Here is a 19,197-nt window from a genome sequence, read left to right on the forward strand (position 1 = left end):
CCTCTTTAAATTAGAGAGCTAAACGAATAGCCGTGGGCTTCGGTTTTTTCAGGCTGCTTTTGGCATTATGAACCGGCAAATTCAGTACTGTAGTAACTTGCTAAAAGTTCCTCGTCTACGTGTTTAACAACACTCGGGTTCCTGTGGATTGCTGACCTGATAAAATCCATATCACGTTTAAGATTACGCGCAACAGATATGAAGGCACGGGAATTATGTGCAATTAAGTCCAGCAAATACTTGCGATCATTCAATACCCTTTCACTGGCATAAGATAAGTTGTCAATATGCTCATCAATGACCATTTGAATAATGTTTTTATCCCTTCGGATTCTTTCACTTGCATACACGAGAGCCCTTGGATAATGGCTGATGGCGGCCTTTACAACCTCTTCATTATCATTAATTTTCGGGCCGGCATATTGCAGCCAACAGCCATGTTGGTTGATTGCAGTCATGACGACCTTTTTACTATTCTTCAGTTTCTCACTGGCAAATTCAAGGCATTCGGGACGTGCTGCAATGATTGTTAATATCAGTTCTTTATCATTCCGAAGCTGTTGGCTGGCATATTGCAGTCCATGCTTCAGCAAGGCTTTTTTGACCTTTTCTCTATTATCCGCAAGCGACTGACCCGGAGGAACATCAAAACTTAGCCTGTAACCACAGGATAATGGTTTTAGAACATAGCATTGATGTCTCAAATCGGGATAAACATCCTCAACCAATGGAGCAATCCTTTCGGCATCCAGAAATAACAGATGATGTAAAAGTTCCTTTCGGGTTTGCTCTGTGATCTCATTGCTCATTAATAGTTTGCGAAAGTTATCCTCAGATTTATCACAAGATCCTTTATCACGACATTCTGCAAACCGTTTGGCATAATGAATAAACTGTCGGTGGTGGCTTGGTAATAACTTGAAACAATGGGGAGTGTAGTGGATACGCTTCTTATAATACATTGTGAAAAGGCAATGTTGAAAGGCGAACCTGTCAGCTTCTGCCGTAAGATCGCCATTAAGCCGTTGTGCCAACAAGTTAAAGTTCCACTGATTGCCTTCAAAAAGGTCAACGTGCAGCATATCACGATCCAGATCACACATGCCACATAACGCAGTGAGCAGTTTTTCAAAGGCATCCTGCATCGTTTCAGTTGTTTTTATTCGAGTGCATTCGACGATAATTTCACCCACTACCGCATTGCAACACAGCTTCATGCTATCGGCATCTTTATCCAGTTCGAGCGCTTTCAGTATCTGCACCAGAAACCACATACGCTTTAACTTGGCGGTTACATCAATACCATCATCTTCATAAAACTGGTCAGAGAATTTCAGCCGCAAAGTCCGTCCTTTACCCCCCTCTGCGTTTTCAAATAGCTCGATAAGGCACAGATGACTTCCAAGCTCCAGGTTAACAATCAAAACGCCATCCGCAATGATGACCCTTCCTGAAAGCCCCGACTTTTCGATTAAGGCTTTGCAGGTTGGCTTCAGTAGCGGCGCCTTTTCATTCGGATTACCCGAAACCGCGCAATGAATATATTTGATGCTCCCGCTACTGGATAGCCTGCCCTGGTCCGAAGCCAGAGTAACCTTCGCCAGGGCATTTACAAAGCGCCGATGCAGGACAAAAATCAGCTCATGGACACTGCGGATCTTCTCAGCCTTCTCAGGGTTGAGTGCCTGAAGACAGGATTTCAGCTGATGGCAGGTGTCCAGCCACTCAGGAAAAGTTACGGTGGATAACGGCCCTTCTACATCGGCTTTCAGAGGAAGCCTGATCGTTTCCAACATTGATCGGATGGTCTTTTTCAGTGTCTTGAAGCGCTTGTTTAATTGCGGTAATTCTGCCAGAGGTGGCTTGATCCAGGGTGAATCGCTGTCACCCGATAGCAGCAGGAAGGCCCGGTACCCCTCCAGCAGGACTTCAGCTCCATAGAGCAGGCGTTTTAAGTTGTACTTAGCCTCTGCCAGTATCTCTGATCGTTGTGGCGACATACTTAGTTTTACCGGATTTTCCAGACAATCCAGTCCGCCTCCGGAGGCAAAAAATGCCAACAGACGGGCATTTTGATCCGTAAGCCATTGAAAACCTCTGGCGACCTGATCGAATGTGCCTTCAGGTGGCGACAAATCCTCCCGTGACGGGACGGGTTTTGTTGACAATGCATCAAAAACAACCGAAGTCAGGCTTCTGTAAGTGGCCAGTGTTTCGGCAATGTCACCGTCAACAATAAAGGCACCGGGCTTATTTTTAAAACGGGCGCAGGCCAGCGTCGCCTGTTGACCATCCTGAGCGAACAATGCCGAATATTGGCCACCAGCCCGCATCAAGGTTATTTTTTCCTGTTTCATAAGGATTGCTACATGATCATTAAATCCTGCTTCGGCCAGAACAAAACCCCCAACCCGTTTCAGAAACTCAGGCACAAGCATCCAGTCTTCAGCGTGGTGGGCCACGACAATAGCTCCCTGTGGCATAGTGGCTGCCTCTGGTTTTCTGGCCAGCCAGAGCGGTCCGGTGCAGAAGCCTTCGCTGATACCCTCGCCAATGGCCAGGGTTTCTTTGGGTATGGGCATAGCAAAAACCATATCGCCAGAGAGTCGGGTAACAGGACGTACCTGCAACAGGAACAGGCGATCCCAATGATCGATGGCGAACTCGACATTCACGGGGCAGAACAACAGTTTTTCCAGCTTTTTCACCAGCTTCCCGAGTTTTGAAACCATCTTATCACTGAGTAGCTGCCCGCCGTCGTTTGCCTGGACATCGACAGCATCCACTCTTTTTTCCGAATAACCATTATTGTTCTTGTGCAGGGTAAACTGGCTTGAGATAGTCCCGGGAAAGTATTGATAACTGTCAGCTCTTTTTCGACCCTTGCGACTAATATCAATGCGGTGAGGCGTGTTACCAGACTGCCCTGCCACTGCACCTCTGGGTTGACCGGGTGTGAACTCAACACTGATGGTATCGTCATCAAAAGATTTATAGCTCATGGCGACCCCACCGCATCGGCAATGAATACACTGCTGGATGATCAGTGCCATGGGTTGTGGTATGCCTTCGGGACAGACTTCAGACCGGTAACCTGAGGCCATGACCTTAAGACAGGTTCGCAAAATATCTTCATTTCCCTGAACCAGAGAAAGGTATTTGCCCGCCTGGGCATCGCCGTAGTTATCTTCATTGATGCCAGAGCTGCGGACAATAACCGGCTGTGAGATGTAGAGTCTGTCCAGCTCATGGCGCAGCCTCCTGATTTGCCGGGCCGCTTCAGAATCTTTAATCTGCTCGTAATAGTCATCACTGACAATAAATTCAGCCAGACCCGCCAGCCAGTTGTTCCTTTTGGTTTGCTCTGAAGGCGGCAAGCTATTGAGGTATTCCCGAATGCTCGTCAAGCTGGTCTCTGCCTCAGGATCATAAACAATCCCGGGGAAATAGCGGTCTAAAAGTCGGGTATCCAAAGGGTGTTGTGCAAGCGCATTCATGACCTGAGCAGTCACACATTCGAAGGGTGGAACAGGCAGATCGGCTTTCTTCATGCGCTGCAAAAACATTCCCTTGCCCCCAACCTGTTCCCGGTTGCAGGGAAAACTGTCAGCCGCCTGATCTGAAACAGGTGAACGGCAAGAGCGCATGGTTATCGACCTTGGCTCTGGGAAACTACTTGTATCATGACCACTAAAATGCCTTTTGGATGAGCTACCAGCCCTGCTGGATGAACTTCCAGTCACCGTATCCTGATTTGCATTTGCTTTCGGAATTTGAACATCAAAAGTAGTGGGAAACATCAAAATATCCTTCTTATATTAATATTCATCCAATATTCAACAACAGAGAATTAATAAACCTCCTGCTTTTGACAATGATGTTTTTATAAAGTTCACGGAATATTTCTGAATTGATCAGTTTTAACTCGCAGGTTTCTTCACGTATCTTAGAGCTTCAGCGTTTTTCCGGATTGCTACCTCGATAAAAGCCTTATCACGAAGAAGTTCGGTGTCGGCATATTTAACAGCAAGAGCATTCTCTTTAATTAAGGCCAGCATAGACTTGCGATCACTCAATATCATGTCACTGGCCCATGACAGGCAACTAATATCATCAGCGATCACCCTTTTAATAATGTTTATATCTCTTTTGATTCTCCAACTTGCATAACCAAAAGCTTTCGGATGCGAAGCAATAGCGGTCATTACGACTTCATCATCATCCTGCATTTCCTCGTCGGCATGTTCCAATCCAATGCCATATTGAGTAACGACGGACATAACGATCTTTCTATCATTCTTCAGTTCTTCACTAGCATACATCAGGTCACGCGGATGCACTTTAACCGTTGCCAATACCAGCTCTTTATCATCTCGAACCCGCCGACTGGCATATTTAAGCCCATGCTTCAGCAGATTTTTTTTAATCTCTTCTCTACCACCCGGAAACAACGGACCCGGTGGAACAGAAAACCTTAGCTCGTAGCTGTAAGCCGGGTCGATAATAAAGTAATCATTTCTCAAATTGGGATACTCATCTTCAACAAACCAAATAACCTCTTGGGGGCGTGATAATAAAAGATGATGTAACAATTCCCTGCGGATGTTTTCACCCATCTCATCACTCATTAGCACTTCCACAGGAGCCGAAAAAACTAACTGTCGACACTGATCAATAAACTGTTGTTGGTGATGGCTTAATAAATGATAGAAAACGGGGGTTGTTCTGTCTTCTCGATATAAATCACTGGCTATTAAGAACAGGATATGTTGAAAGGAGAATCTGTCAGTTTCAGTAAACGCATCACTGTCGAGGCGTTGTGCCAGCCAGTTAAAGTTCCACTGTTCTCCTTCATCTCTTTCAAAAATAGCCCTGTCCCCTAAGCCAAGATCCATGTCACGAATAGCACGTAACGCTGTCAACAGTTTTCCAAAGCCCTCCTGCATGGTTTCAGGTGATGTCATACGGGCACATTCGACGATCATGTCTCCAGCTACGGCGTTAAAACTGACCTTCATGGTTTCGCCATCTTTATTCAGTCCGATCGCTTTCAGTAACTGCACCAGAAACCACATACGTTTTAAACCACCGGGATTATCACTGCCATCAGGTTTATCAAATACGTCGGAGAATTTCAGCCGCAGAGTATGGCCTTTCCCCCCTTCTGCATCCTTAAATAGCTCAATAACGGCCAGATGATATCCAAGCTTCAGGTTAACAATCAAAGCATCATCCATACTGAGAACAGTCCCTCCGCGCCCTGATCGCTGGATGGATGCTTTGTCGGACGGTCTTAAGAGCGGAGCTTCTGCATCCGGAGTCGTGCAATCGACATAGGTGATCTCGTTTTCCGTTGATATCCTGCCCTGACCCGAAGCCAGAGCGACCGGTGCCAATGCCGCCACAAAACGCTGATGCAAGGCAAAAATAAGCTCATGAACACTCCGTACCTGCTCATCCTCCGTGGGGTTAAGTGCCTGAAGAGAGGATTGCAGCTGATGGCAGTTTGCCACCCACTGACGAAAAGCTCCCGTGGATAACTGCTCTTCTTTATCAGATTGCAGGGAAAGGATGATCGTTTTTAACCCTGATTGGATGGTCTCTTTCAGCATCGCGAACCGGTTGTTTAGCAGCTGCAATTCATTCAGCAATGGCTGCACCTTTTGTAAATCTTTGTCACCCGCCAGGTTCAGGAAGGCCCGGTAGCCCTCCAACATTGCATCAGCCCCATAAATCAGCCGATTGATGTTGTCACTGGCCTCTGCCAATAGTTCTGATCGTTGTGGCGACATGCTAAGTTTTATGGGGTTTGCCAAACAATCCAGTCCCCGGCCGGGGAGAAAGAATGCCAACAAGCGGGCATTTTGATCCGTGAGCCATTCAAAACTGCTGGTGACCTGACGGAATGTGCCTTCAGGGGGAGACAAATCATCCCTTAACGGGATGGCTTTTACTGACGGCACATGAGAAACAGCAGAGGACAGGCTTCTGTGGCTGGCAAGTTTTTCGCTCATGTCACCGGCAACAATGAAGGCTCCGGACTCACCTTTGAAGCGAGCGCAGGCCAGTGTCGCCTGATGGCCATCCCGCCCGGCCAGGGTCGTAAACTCTTCGCCGGCCAGCATCAAGGGTATTTTTTTCTGTCTCATAAGAATGGCCATGTGGTCATTGAATGCACCTGAGGCGAAGACGACACCTCCAGCCCGATCCAGACATTTAGACGTAAGCATCCAGTCTTCAGCATGTCGGGCCACGAGAATGGCTCCCTCTGGCATAAAGCCTGCCTGTTGTTTTTTAGCCAGCCAGAGTGGTCCGGTGCAATAGCCTTCACTGATGCCCTCGCCACTGGCCAGGCTGTGTTCGGGCATGGGCATGGTAAAAACCATGTCGCCAGAGAGTTGGGTTATGGGGCGCACCTGCAACACGAACAGGCGCTCCTGATGATCGATAGCAAACTCTGCATCCACGGGGCAGTGCAATAGGTCTTCCAGCTTTGCCAACACGTCCTTAAGTGCTGAGATTATTTCATTACTGAGCATGTGGCCATTACTGAGTTTTTGACCATTGTCGTCTGATAGAGCATCCCCATCATCAATTCTTGTTTCCGAATAGCCGCAATTATCTGTGTTTTTGTGCAGAATGAAGTGGCTTGAAATCTGTCCGGGAAAGTATTGAACGTTTTCGGCTCCTTCTTTGCGAGAAATATCAATACGGTGGGGCGTGTTACCGGACTGTCCTGCCACTACCCCCCTTGGCTGACCGTGTGTGAACTCAACCCTGAGGGTATCATCATCAAAGGATTGAAAGCTCGTGGCGACTCCGCCGTGCAGGCAGTTAATACACTCCTGGATAATCAGCGCCATGGGTTGCGGTATGCCTTCGGAACAGACTTCAGGCCGGTAAGCTGAGGCCATAACCTTAAGACAGGTTCGCAAAATATCCTCATCTCCCTGAACTTCCGAGAGGTATTTGCCTGCCTGGGCATCGCCGTAGTTGTCTTCATTAATGCCGGAACTGCGGACAATAAGCGGCCCTGATGCTGATAGTCCGTGATCCCTGATGTGTCGGGCCGCTTCAGAATCTTTAACCTGCTCATAAAAGTCATCACTGGCAATAAATTTCGCCAGACCTTCCAGCCAGATGTCTCTTCTGGTTTGCTCTGAAGGTGGCAACGCATTGAGGCGTTCCCTGATATTCGCCAGACTGATCTCCGCCTTCGGTTCATCGCCGATCCCGGGGAAACAGGGTTCCAGACGCTGGCTATCCAGAGGCTGATGTTCCAGCGCATTGGTGACCTGGGTTGTCACACACTGAAACGGTGGCACAGACAAACCAGCTGCTTTCATGCGCTGCAAAAACATTCCCTTGCCGCCAAGTAATTCCCGTTTGGCAGCAGAACAATGAGCAGTCTGATCGGCAACAGGTGAGCGGCATTTGCGCTTGGCTAGTGGCGTTGCGTCGGGGTCGCCAATGGATTCAAGATCATCAAAATGCCTTTTGGATAAACTATGAGCCTCAGTATTCTGGTTGGGATCACTGAGATCAATAGTCAGATTTCGAAGACTTGATATGTCAAAAGTAGTAGCATGAAACATAAAGATATCCTTCTCATGTTATTAATCATCCATGATTTAATCGCTATCGCTTAAAACCATCACTTAAACTAGGACAATATTATTTTTATAAAGTTCCACCATTAGCCTCAGGCACAAAGCTTGATCAGGATAAAAAATGGAGCATTCCGAACTTCTTACTTGCGTATGTATTTAAGAACTTCGCCATTTCTTTGGACTGCTGCTTCAATAAAGTCCTCATCCTCTTGAAGTCTGTAGGCAGCATATTCGAAAGCCAGAGGATATTCTTGAATTAAATCCAGCATATACCCGCGATCATGAAATACCGCTCTATGGGCATGTCTTAAGTGAGTGATATCATCAGCTATCAAGATTTTAATCATGTTTTTATCGCTTCGGATTCTTGGACTTGCATACTTAAAAGCATCTGGATACTGTGTGATAGCAGCAATGACAACCTCATCATCATCCTGAAGTCCCGGGCTGGCATATTCCAGCAGACCGCCATCTCCAGTGACTGCGGCCAGGACGACCTCTTTATCACTTTTCAGTTCTTCACTCAAATACTTCAGGTTGTGCGGATGAGCTGCAGTGATGGCTAATACCAGATGTTTATCATTTTGAGCCCGTTGGCTGGCATATTCCAGCCCATACTTCAGAAAGAAACTCTTGACCTTTTCTCTATCTTCCGGAAGCGACTGACCTGGTGGAACATCAAACTCCAGGCTGTAACTGCAGGCTGATGGTTTTATAACATAGTATTGGTCTCTCAAATCGGGATAAACAGCCTCAACCAATGGCATAGCGTTTTGGGCATCTATCAATAACAGGTGATGTAAAAGCTCCCTGCGGGTGTCCTCACTGATCTCATCACTCATTAACACTTCCCGAAAATGGTTCTCCGAATTTCTCCACCACTCTTCTAACCGTTGCACATAATCAATAAATTGTTGGTGTTGTTTACTTAATAACTGGCAACAATCGGGAGTCATCGTGGAATAGTCATAAATCGTTGAGAAAAGACAATGTTGAAAGGCAAATCTATCTGCTTCTGTTGCTGAGTCTCTATCAAGACGTTGCGCAAGCAAGTCAAAATTCCACTGATCCCCTTCAAAAAGGCTGCAGTCCTCTAAATAAATATCCATATCCTCAATAGCATGCAAAGCTGTCATCAGTTTTTCAAAAGCATCCTGCATGGTTTGACGTGATGTCATTCGGGCGCATTCGACAATAATTTCTCCCGCTACGGCGTTGCTACTGAGCTTCATATCAGCAGCATTTTTATCCAGTTCGATCGTTTTCAGTAATTGCACCAGAAACCACATACGTTTCAATTTGCCGGGTGCATCAGTGCCATCAATGACATCAAACTCGTCAGAAAATTTCAGCCGCAAGGTTCGTCCTTTACCCCCCTCTGCGTTTTCAAGCAGCTCGATAAGCGCCAGGTGATGTCCTAACTTAAGGTTCACAATCAAGGCGTCATCCATACTGATGACAGTCGCCGGACGGGCTAATTTGTTGAGGGATGCCTTGCAGGAGGGACTCAATAGCGGAGCCCTGTCACCCGAGCCATCCGGAGTCGTGCAATCAACATAAGCGACTTCTTCCTCCTTGAACAATCTGCCCTGGCCCGAGGCCAGAGTGACCGGTGCCAGCGCCTCCACAAAGCGCTTATGCAGGGCAAAAATCAGCTCATGGATACTCCGCACCTGCTCAGCCTCTGAAGGGTTGAGTGCCTGAAGACGGGATTGCAGCCGGTGGCAGGCGGCCAGCCACTGACGAAACGATATCTTTCCATCTTCACAGTCATCCAGTGGCAGGATGATAGCCTCCAGCTCTGCTCGGATAGTCTGTTTCAACGTCTCGAACCGGTTGATTAATAGCGGTAATTCATCCAGCAATCGCCCGACCTTGGCTGCCCTGCTGTTACGCGCCAGTAGCAGGAAGGCCAGGTAACCCTCCAACAGGGCTTTTGCGCCATAAATAAGCCGATTTACGCACTCCCTGGTCTCTGCCAGTATCTTTGCTCGTTGTGGCGACATACTCAGTTTTATCGGGTTTGCCAGACAATCCAGGCCACCACCAGAGGCGAAGAGCACCAGCAGTCGGGCATTTTGATCTGTGAGCCACTTAAAGCCACTGGCGACCTGATGGAAAGTACCTTCAGGGAGGGACAAATCATCCCGTGACGGGATGGTTTGCGGTAAGGGTTCATCAGAAAAAGCGGTGGCTGGCGTTCTGTAACTGGCCAGTTTTCCGCTATGGTCACCGACGACAATGAAGGCACCGGGCGTACCTTTAAAGCGAGCGCAGGCCAGCGTAACCTGTTGGCCGTCCTGAGCAGCTATGGCCGGGTAATGGCCAGCGGCCAGCATCAAAGTTTTTGCTTTCTGTCTCAGCAGGATGGCGACATGATCATTGAATCCTCCTTCATCAAAGACAAACCCTCCTGCCCGCTTCAGGAACTCAGGCTCAAGCATCCACTCTTGCCCGTGGTGGGCCACAACAATGGCTCCCTCTGGCATAAAGTCTGCCTTTTGTTTTTTGGCCACCCAGAGTGGTCCGGTGCAATAGCCTTCGCTGACAACCTCGCCAATAGCCAGAGTCTCTTCGGGTATCGGCATGGCAAAACTCATGCCGCCAGAGAGTCGGGTAACAGGGCGCACCTGCAACAGGAACAGGCGCCCCTTATGATCGATGGCAAACTCCACATCCACGGGACAGAGCAAGAGGTTTTCGAGCTTTGTAACCATTTCCCTGAGTGCTGAAACCCTGTCATCACCGAGTTGCTGACTGTAGTCGTCTGCTTGAGTATCCGCATGATGAATGCTTGTTTCTGAATAGCCGTTATTATTCGTGTTTTTGCGCAGGATGAAGCGACTTGAAATCGTTCCGGGAAAATAGTGAGCGCTGTCAACACTTTCTTTGCGAGAAATATCAATGCGATGGGGCCTGTTACCGGACTGTCCTGTCACAACGCCTCTGGGCTGACCCGGTGTGTATTCGACCCTGAGGGTATCATCCTGAAAGGATTGAAAGCTCATGACGACCCCGCCATATTGGCAGTCAATGCACTCTTGGAGGATCAGCGCCATGGGAGGTGGTATAACTCCGGGACAGACTTCTGGCCGGTAACCTGAGGCCATAACCTCAAGGCAGGTTCGCAAAACATCCTCTTCTCCCTGAACTTTCGAGAGGTATTTGCCCGCCTGGGCATCGCCGTAATTATCTTCGCTGATGCCAGAGCTGCGAACCATCACCGGCTGTGATGTCCATGGTCCGTCCAGCTGAGAGCGCAGATCCCTGATGTGGCGGGCCGCTTCAGAATCTTTAACCTGTTCGTAAAAGTCATTACTGGCAATAAATTTCGCCAGACTCGCCAGCCCGATATCCCTTTTCACTTGTTCTGACGATGGCAGGGCATTGAGGTATTTCCGGATGTTCATCAGGCTGGTCTGAGCCTCCGGTTGATGAACAATCCCCGGGAGACAGCGAGCAAAATGATGGCTATCCAGAGGATATTGTTCAAGCGCATTCATGATTTGAGCAGTAACACACTTGAAGGGTGGAACAGGCAGACCTGCTGCCTTCATGCGCTGCAAAAACATTCCCTTGCCCCCAAGTAGTGCCCGGTTGGGGCGAGACTGGTCAGCAGCCTGATTGAGTGGAACTGAAGTCTGTATACGACAGACACGATTGGCCAGTAGTGTCTGGCAGGGAATGCAACTGGCAGCCAGATAACTGAAATATCTTTTGGCTAAAAGGTTAGCCCTGTTAACTGAACTGAGAGCCCCGGTACTCCGATTTGGAATGGTTGCCAGGATTTGCTGATTTGAACGATCAAAATTGGCATGTAACTGAGACATCCCTCTGATGTTTATGTTCATCCTCCGGGCTTGCATCTGCCAGCCCGTTGCCATACCGAGTGACCGCAACCATGACGACGTACTTATCATTTTCTGGTTTTCCACTAATACCAATCGAACTTTCTAATTCCCTATTGCCCACTTCATTAACAGACAACATCAAGATTTCCCTCTCCCCCCCTTTGACAATGGTGTTTTTATAAAGTTCACACATCAGCTTCAAGCACGCAGTAGAAAAACAACAACAGGTTTGGCACTGGTCAACCTTGTCTGAATCGATCAGACCTCGTTTGCAGATTCTCTGAGGTATTTACGAACTTCAGGGTTTCTTCGCTTTGCTGCATTAATAAAAGCATTCTCATATTTAAGATCGGGAACAGCAAAGCTGAAAGCCAGAGGATTGATTGCAATTAATTCGAGCATATACTGACGATCACTCAGTAACTCTTTACTGACTTCTGTTAAGTGACAAATACTATTAGCAGTGATCATTCGAACAATGTCTTTATCGCCTCGGAGTCTTTCACTTGCATAATGCAGAGTTCTGGGTTCCTTTGCGACAGCGGCCATGATGACATCGCTATCATCCCTCAGTTTCTCACTCAAAAATCTCAGTTCTTCGGGATATTCTGAAATGGCAGACAGTACAAAGTTTTTATCATTCCGAACCCGTTGGCTGGCATATTTCAGTCCATGCTTCAGCACGGCATTCCTGATCTCTTCTTTATGATCCCCAAGTGGCTGGCCCGGTGGTACACGAAACTCCAGTCTGTAATTGCGAGATGGATTGATAACAAAGCATTGATCCCCCATGTCATAGACTTGCTCAACTAATTCAGTGGCTCTTATGGGACTAAACAATAATAAATGATGTAAGAGCTCCCTGCGGGTGTCCTCATTCATCTCATCACTCATTAAGATTTCCTGCGCAGTTTCTTCTGGTTTTTCCCAACATCTCAATGAAAACTGCCACATGGCTAACCGATGAGCATAATGAGCAAATTGTTGATGGTGTTTGCTCAATATCCGACAGCAATCGGCAGTATATAACCAGTCACTTTTATTCCGGGAAGACATTACGAAAAGGCAATGTTGAAAGGCAAATCTATCCGCTTCTGTTGCAATATTGCGATTAAGACGTTGCGCAAGCAAGTTAAAGTCCCAACGACCTCCTTCAAAAGTGGTTATGCCCATCAAGTCAAGATCCAGATCACGCATGGCACGTAACACAATCAACAGGTTTTTAAAGGCATGCTGCATGGTTTCAGGTGATATCATTTGGGGGCATTCTACGATCATTTCACCCGCTACGGCGTTGCAGCTCAGCTTCATGGTACCAGCATTTTTATCCAGTTTGATCTCTTTTAATAATTGCGCCAAAAACCACATACGCGTGAACTTGTGGGATTTATCTTTTTCACCATCGCCATCAAAATCAAATTGATCAGAAAATGTCAGTCGCAAGGTTCGTCCCTTACCTCCCTCTGCGCGTTCAAGTAGCTCGATAAGGCTCATATGACTGCCAAGTTGCAGGTTAAGAATCACAGCTTCATCCATAGTGATAACAGTCCCTGAACAGCGTAATGCCTGAATTGATGTTGTGCAGGACAGGTTCAGTAGTGACGATTTCTCATCCGGGTTACCAGGAACCGTGCAATCGACATAGGTAATGAGATCTTTTCTGGAATGCCTGCCCTGGCCCGAAGCCAGAGTGACCGGTGCCAATGCCTCTACAAAACGCTGATGCAAGGCAAAAATCAGCTCATGGACACTTCGCACCTGCTCAGCCTCACCAGGGTTAAGTGCCTGAAGACAGGATTGCAGCTGATGACAGTCTGCCAGCCACTGACGAAAGGTTACCGGGGATAACTTCTCTTCTTCGGCAGCTTGCATGGGAAGAGCGATGCGCTCTAACCCGGATTGAATGGTCTTTTTCAACATCTCGAACCGGTCGATCAGTTGCGGTAATTCATGCCGCAATGACTTGACTTTGTCTGAACTTCTCTTAACAGCCAGTTGCAGGAATGCCCCGTACCCATCCAGCAGCGCTTGAGCCCCATGAACCAGTCGATTTACGCTGTCCAAGGTCTCTGCCAATAGCTTTGATCGTTGTGGCGACATGCTCAGTTTTACCGGGTTTGCCAGACAATCCAGGCCGCCGCCGGTGGCAAAAAATGCCAACAGGCGGGCATTTTGATCCGTGAGCCATTGAAATCCGCTGGCGACCTGACGTAATGCGTCTTCAGAGAAGGACAAATCATCCCATGACGGGACGGCGTTTGCTGAAGGCAAATCAGCAACAGCCGAGGATAGACTTCCATGACTCACCAGTTTCCCGGTCATGTCACCGGCAACAATAAAGGCACCGGGCTTACCGTTAAAGCGGGCACAGGCCAGCGTCGCCTGTTGGCCAACCTGAGCGGTCACGGCCTCAAACTGGTCACCGGCCAGCATCAGGGTTTTGCGTTGCTGTTTCATCAGGATCGCTACATGATCATTGAATCCTCCTGTGGCAGTAACAAAGCCTCCTGCCCGCTTCAGGAACCCGGGCTCAAGCATCCAGTCTTGAGCATGTCGGGCCACAACAATGGCCCCCTCTGGCATGGAGTCTGCCGCTGACTCTTCAGCCAGCCAGAGTGGTCCGGTGCAATAGCCTTCGCTGACACCCTCGCCGATGCCCAGGGTCTCTTCGGGTATGGGCATGGCGAAATCCAGGCCGCCGGAGAGTCGGGTGACAGGACGCACCTGCAACAGGAACAGACGACCCTGATTGTTTATGGCAAACTCCACATCCACCGGGCAGAGCAACAGTTTTTCCAACTTAGTCACCATCTGCCTGAGGTCTGCAATCATGTCATCAGTGAGTTGTTGCTCAACGTCGTTTGATTGGGCATCGGCATCATCAATCCTTGTTTCCGAATAGCCGTTATTGTTTTTGCGCAGGATGTAATGACTCGAGATCGTCCCGGGAAAGTATTGATAGCTGTCGGCTCCTTCCTTACGAAAAAGATCAATACGGTGGGGTGTGTTACCGGACTGTCCTGCCACTACCCCCCTTGGCTGACCGTGTGTGAACTCAACCCTGAGGGTATCATCATCAAAGGATTGAAAGCTCATGGCGACTCCACCGTGCAGACAGTGAATACACTCCTGGATAATCAGCGCCATGGGTTGCGGTACGCCTTCGGAACAGACTTCAGGCCGGTAAGCTGAGGCCATAACCTTTAGACAGGTTCGCAAAATATCCTCATCTCCCTGAACTTCCGAAAGGTATTTGCCCGCCTGGGCATCGCCGAAGTTATCTTCATTGATGCCGGAACTGCGGACAATAAGCGGCCCTGATGTTGATAGTCCGTGATCCCTGATGTGTCGGGCTGCTTCGGAATCTTTAACCTGCTCATAAAAGTCATCACTGGCAATAAAGTTCGCCAGACCCGCCAGCCAGCTGTCTCTTCTGGTTTGCTCTGAAGGCAGCAAAGTATTGAGGCGTTTCCTGATGTTCGCCAGACTGATCTCCGCCTCCGGTTCATCGCCAATCCCGGGGAAATAGGGTTCCAGATGTTGACTATCCAGAGGGTGTTGCTCCAGTGCATTGGTGACCTGAGTTGTCACACACTGAAACGGTGGCACAGACAAACCGGCTGCTTTCATGCGCTGCAAAAACATTCCCTTGCCGCCAAGTAGAGCCCGGTTGGCAACAGAACAATGAGCAGCCTGATCGGCAACAGGTGAGTGGCATTTGCGCCTGGCTAGTAACCTGGTGTCGGGAATGACAACGGGTTCAGGATCACCAAAATACCTTTTGGCTGAACTATAAGCCTTAGTATTCTGATCGGGAACAGTTGCCAGGCTTTGAGAATCTGATCTGCCAATTTTTGCTGGTGGTAAAGGTAACATAAAGATATCCCTCTCACGTTAATATTCATCCATGAAAACGACTAGTCATTACCTTCAGTTTGACCATGATATTTTTATAAAGTTCCCCCGTCAGCTTCAGGCACACAGTAGAAAAATAACAACAACGGGGTTGGCATTGGTCAACGTTGCCTGAATCGATCAGAGCTTATGCGCAGATTATCTGAGGTATTTACTAACTTCGGGGTTTCTTTGTTTTGCTGCATTGATAAAATCCGTATTATCTTTAAGCTCGGAAGCAGCATAACTGTAAGCTTGAGGATTTGTTTCAATTAAGTCGAGCATACACTCGCGATCCTTCAAAAACTTTGCACTGGCCATTGGTAAGTAAAAAATGCTTTCAGCAATAGCCACTCGAATAATGTTTATATCACTTCGGAGTCTTTCACTTGCATCTCCCAGAACTATGGGAGCCTTTGTGACAGCGGCCATGACGACATCGCGATCATTTCTCAGCCCCTCACTCAAATCTTGCAGTTCAGTGGGATATTCTGAAATGACGGATAATACAAAGTCTCTATCATCCCGAACCCTTTGGCTGGCATATTTCAGTCCATGCTCGCGCAGTGCACTCGTGATCTTTTCTTTATGATCCTCAAGTGGCTGGCCCGGTGGCACATAAAACTCCAATTTGTAATTGCAAGATGGATTGATAACAAAACATTGATATCCGATGTCATACACTTCCTCAATCAATCTAATAGTACTTACGGGATTAAATAATATAAAATGGTGCAAGAGTTCCCTGCGGGTCTGTTCACTTATCTCATCACTCATCAAGATTTCCCGCGCAGTTTCTTCAGGTTTTTCCCGACTTTTCAATGACAAAAAATAAACACATAAGCGATGAGCATAATAAATAAACTGTTGATGGTATCTGCTTAATAACTGACAGCAAGGAGCAATACGAAACCACTCTCTTTCATTCTGAAAAGACATTAAGAAAAGGCAACGTTGAAAGGCGAATCTATCCGCTTCTGTCGCAATATCACGATTAAGGCGCTGGGCAAGCAAGTCAAAGTCCCACTGGCCTCCTTCAAAAATGGGTCCGTAATTCAAACGAATATCCAAATTACACAAAGCACATAACACAATCATCAGTTTTTTAAAGGTAGCCTGCATGGTTTGAGTTGATTTCATTCGGGGGCATTCGACGGTCATTATACCCGCAACAGCGTTGCAACTCAGCTTCATGCTATCAGCATTTTCATCCAGTTTGATCTCTCTCAATAATTGCGCCAGAAACCACATGCGCCGGAACTTGCCGGATATATCAAAATCATCAGATTTATCAAATTGATCAGAAAATGTCAGTCGCAAGGTTCGTTTTTTACCTCCCTCTGCGTGTTCAAGCAGCTCGACAAGGCTCATATGAGTGCCAAGCTTCAGGTTAACAATCAGAGCATCATCCATACTGACGACAGTCCCTGAGCGCCCTGATCCTTCAATGAATATTTTGTCAGACGGCTTCAATAACGGCGCCCCTGCACCCGGACTCGTGCAATCAACATAGGTGATGTCGTTGATCGTAGATATCTCACCCTGACCCGAAGCCAGAGTGACCGGTGCCAGCGCTTTTACGAAACGCTGATGCAAGGCAAAAATCAGCTCATGGACACTTCGCACCTGCTCAGCACTTTTAGGGTTGAGTGCTTGAAGACAGGATTGTAGCTGATGACAGTCTGCCAGCCACTGACGAAAGCTTACCGGGGATAACTTCTCTTCTTCGGCAGCTTGCATGGGAAGAGTGATACGCTCTAACCCGGATTGAATGGTCTGTTTCAGCATCTCGAACCGGTTGCTCAGCAGCGGTAATTCATGCTGCAATGACTCGACTCTGTCTGAACTTCTCTTAACAGCCAGTTGCAGGAATGCCCCGTACCCATCCAGCAGCGCTTGAGCCCCATGAACCAGTCGATTTACGCTGTCCAAGGTCTCTGCCAATCGCTTTGATCGTTGTGGCGACATGCTCAGTTTTACCGGGTTTGCCAGACAATCCAGGCCGCCGCCGGTGGCAAAAAATGCCAACAGGCGGGCATTTTGATCCGTGAGCCATTGAAATCCGCTGGCGACCTGACGTAATGCGTCTTCAGAGAAGGACAAATCATCCCATGACGGGACGGCGTTTGCTGAAGGCAAATCAGCAACAGCCGAGGATAGACCTTCCATGACTCACCAGTTTCCCGGTCATGTCACCGGCAACAATAAAGGCACCGGGCTTACCGTTAAAGCGGGCACAGGCCAGCGTCGCCTGTTGGCCAACCTGAGCGGTCACGGCCTCAAACTGGTCACCGGCCAGCATCAGGGTTTTGCGTTGCTGTTTCATCAGGATCGCTACATGATCATTGAATCCTCCTGTGGCAGTAACAAAGCCTCCTGCCCGCTTCAGGAACCCGGGCTCAAGCATCCAGTCTTGAGCATGTCGGGCCACAACAATGGCCCCCTCTGGCATGGAGTCTGCCGCTGACTCTTCAGCCAGCCAGAGTGGTCCGGTGCAATAGCCTTCGCTGACACCCTCGCCGATGGTCAGGGTCTCTTCGGGTATGGGCATGGCGAAATCCAGGCCGCCGGAGAGTCGGGTGACAGGACGCACCTGCAACAGGAACAGGCGACCCTGATTGTTTATGGCAAACTCCACATCCACCGGGCAGAGCAACAGTTTTTCCAACTTAGTCACCATCTGCCTGAGGTCTGCAATCATGTCATCAGTGAGTTTCTGTTCAACATCGTTTGATTGGGCATCGGCATCATCAATCCTTGTTTCCGAATAGCCGTTATTGTTTTTGCGCAGGATGTAATGACTCGAGATCGTCCCGGGAAAGTATTGATAGCTGTCGGCTCCTTCCTTACGAAAAATATCAATACGGTGGGGTGTGTTACCGGACTGTCCTGCCACTACCCCCCTTGGCTGACCGTGTGTGAACTCAACCCTGAGGGTATCATCATCAAAGGATTGAAAGCTCATGGCGACTCCACCATGCAGGCAGTGAATACACTCCTGGATAATCAGCGCCATGGGTTGCGGTACGCCTTCGGAACAGACTTCAGGCCGGTAAGCTGAGGCCATAACCTTTAGACAGGTTCGCAAAATATCCTCATCTCCCTGAACTTCCGAAAGGTATTTGCCCGCCTGGGCATCGCCGAAGTTATCTTCATTGATGCCGGAACTGCGGACAATAAGCGGCCCTGATGTTGATAGTCCGTGATCCCTGATGTGTCTGGCCGCTTCAGAATCTTTAACCTGGTCATAAAAGTCATCACTGGCAATAAAGTTCGCCAGACCCGCCAGCCAGCTATTTCTTCTGGTTTGCTCTGAAGGCAGCAAAGTATTGAGGCGTTTCCTGATGTTCGCCAGACTGGTCTCCGCTTCCGGTTCGTTGCCGATCCCGGGGAAATAGGGCTCCAGACGTTGGCTATCCAGAGGGTGTTGTTCCAGCGCATTGGTGACCTGAGTTGTCACACACTGAAACGGTGGCACAGACAAACCGGCTGCTTTCATGCGCTGCAAAAACATTCCCTTGCCGCCAAGTTGTGTACGGTTGGCAGGAGAACAATGAGCAGCCTGATCGGCAACAGGTGAGTGGCATTTGCGCTTGGCTAGTAAACTGGTGTCGGGAATGACAACGGGTTCAGGATCACCAAAATACCTTTTGGCTGAACTATAAGCCTTAGTATTCTGATCGGGAACAGTTGCCAGGCTTTGAGAATCTGATCTGCCAATTTTTGCTGGTGGTAAAGGTAACATAAAGATATCCCTCTCACGTTAATATTCATCCATGAAAACGACTAGTCATTACCTTCAGTTTGACCATGATATTTTTATAAAGTTCATTCTTCAGGCT

6 protein-coding genes are annotated in these 19,197 nt (G+C 48.3%); all 6 read right to left on the bottom strand.

Annotated features, from left to right (window positions below):
- Positions 1-65 precede the first annotated feature (65 nt).
- Entirely contained in the window at positions 66-3,647 is a 3,582-nt protein-coding gene (locus P6910_RS13870) for a DUF4116 domain-containing protein (RefSeq protein ID WP_317141882.1), read from the bottom strand.
- Between the two features lie 273 nt (positions 3,648-3,920).
- Positions 3,921-7,595, bottom strand: a complete 3,675-nt coding sequence (locus P6910_RS13875; protein ID WP_317141883.1) for a DUF4116 domain-containing protein — start codon at positions 7,593-7,595, stop codon at positions 3,921-3,923.
- 155 nt (positions 7,596-7,750) lie between these two features.
- Positions 7,751-11,530 carry a DUF4116 domain-containing protein gene (locus tag P6910_RS13880; RefSeq protein ID WP_317141884.1) on the bottom strand — a complete coding sequence of 1,260 codons (3,780 nt, stop codon included), beginning with the start codon at positions 11,528-11,530 and terminating at the stop codon, positions 7,751-7,753.
- Positions 11,531-11,719: 189 nt separating this feature from the next.
- Complete coding sequence (locus tag P6910_RS13885) at positions 11,720-15,337, bottom strand: PEP/pyruvate-binding domain-containing protein (protein ID WP_317141885.1); 3,618 nt, start codon at positions 15,335-15,337, stop codon at positions 11,720-11,722.
- 177 nt (positions 15,338-15,514) lie between these two features.
- Positions 15,515-17,524: a DUF4116 domain-containing protein gene (locus P6910_RS13890; protein ID WP_317141886.1), complete on the bottom strand. Its 2,010-nt coding sequence runs from the start codon at positions 17,522-17,524 to the stop codon at positions 15,515-15,517.
- The gene (locus P6910_RS13895) at positions 17,496-19,100 is read right to left on the bottom strand and encodes a PEP/pyruvate-binding domain-containing protein (RefSeq protein WP_317141887.1); all 1,605 of its coding nucleotides are present in this window, start codon (positions 19,098-19,100) and stop codon (positions 17,496-17,498) included. The genes P6910_RS13890 and P6910_RS13895 overlap by 29 nt, the downstream gene beginning before the upstream one ends.
- Positions 19,101-19,197 lie beyond the last annotated feature (97 nt).

Source organism: Endozoicomonas sp. 8E (genome assembly GCF_032883915.1).
Classification (GTDB): Bacteria; Pseudomonadota; Gammaproteobacteria; order Pseudomonadales; family Endozoicomonadaceae; genus Endozoicomonas_A.

Bases quoted from the DNA above. Each gene is read 5' to 3' on its own strand.
- P6910_RS13870 (WP_317141882.1), bottom strand. From the start codon at position 3,647: ATGCGCTCTTGCCGTTCACCTGTTTCAGATCAGGCGGCTGACAGTTTT.
- P6910_RS13875 (WP_317141883.1), bottom strand. From the start codon at position 7,595: ATGTTTCATGCTACTACTTTTGACATATCAAGTCTTCGAAATCTGACT.
- P6910_RS13880 (WP_317141884.1), bottom strand. From the start codon at position 11,530: ATGATAAGTACGTCGTCATGGTTGCGGTCACTCGGTATGGCAACGGGC.
- P6910_RS13885 (WP_317141885.1), bottom strand. From the start codon at position 15,337: ATGTTACCTTTACCACCAGCAAAAATTGGCAGATCAGATTCTCAAAGC.
- P6910_RS13890 (WP_317141886.1), bottom strand. From the start codon at position 17,524: ATGGAAGGTCTATCCTCGGCTGTTGCTGATTTGCCTTCAGCAAACGCC.
- P6910_RS13895 (WP_317141887.1), bottom strand. From the start codon at position 19,100: ATGTTACCTTTACCACCAGCAAAAATTGGCAGATCAGATTCTCAAAGC.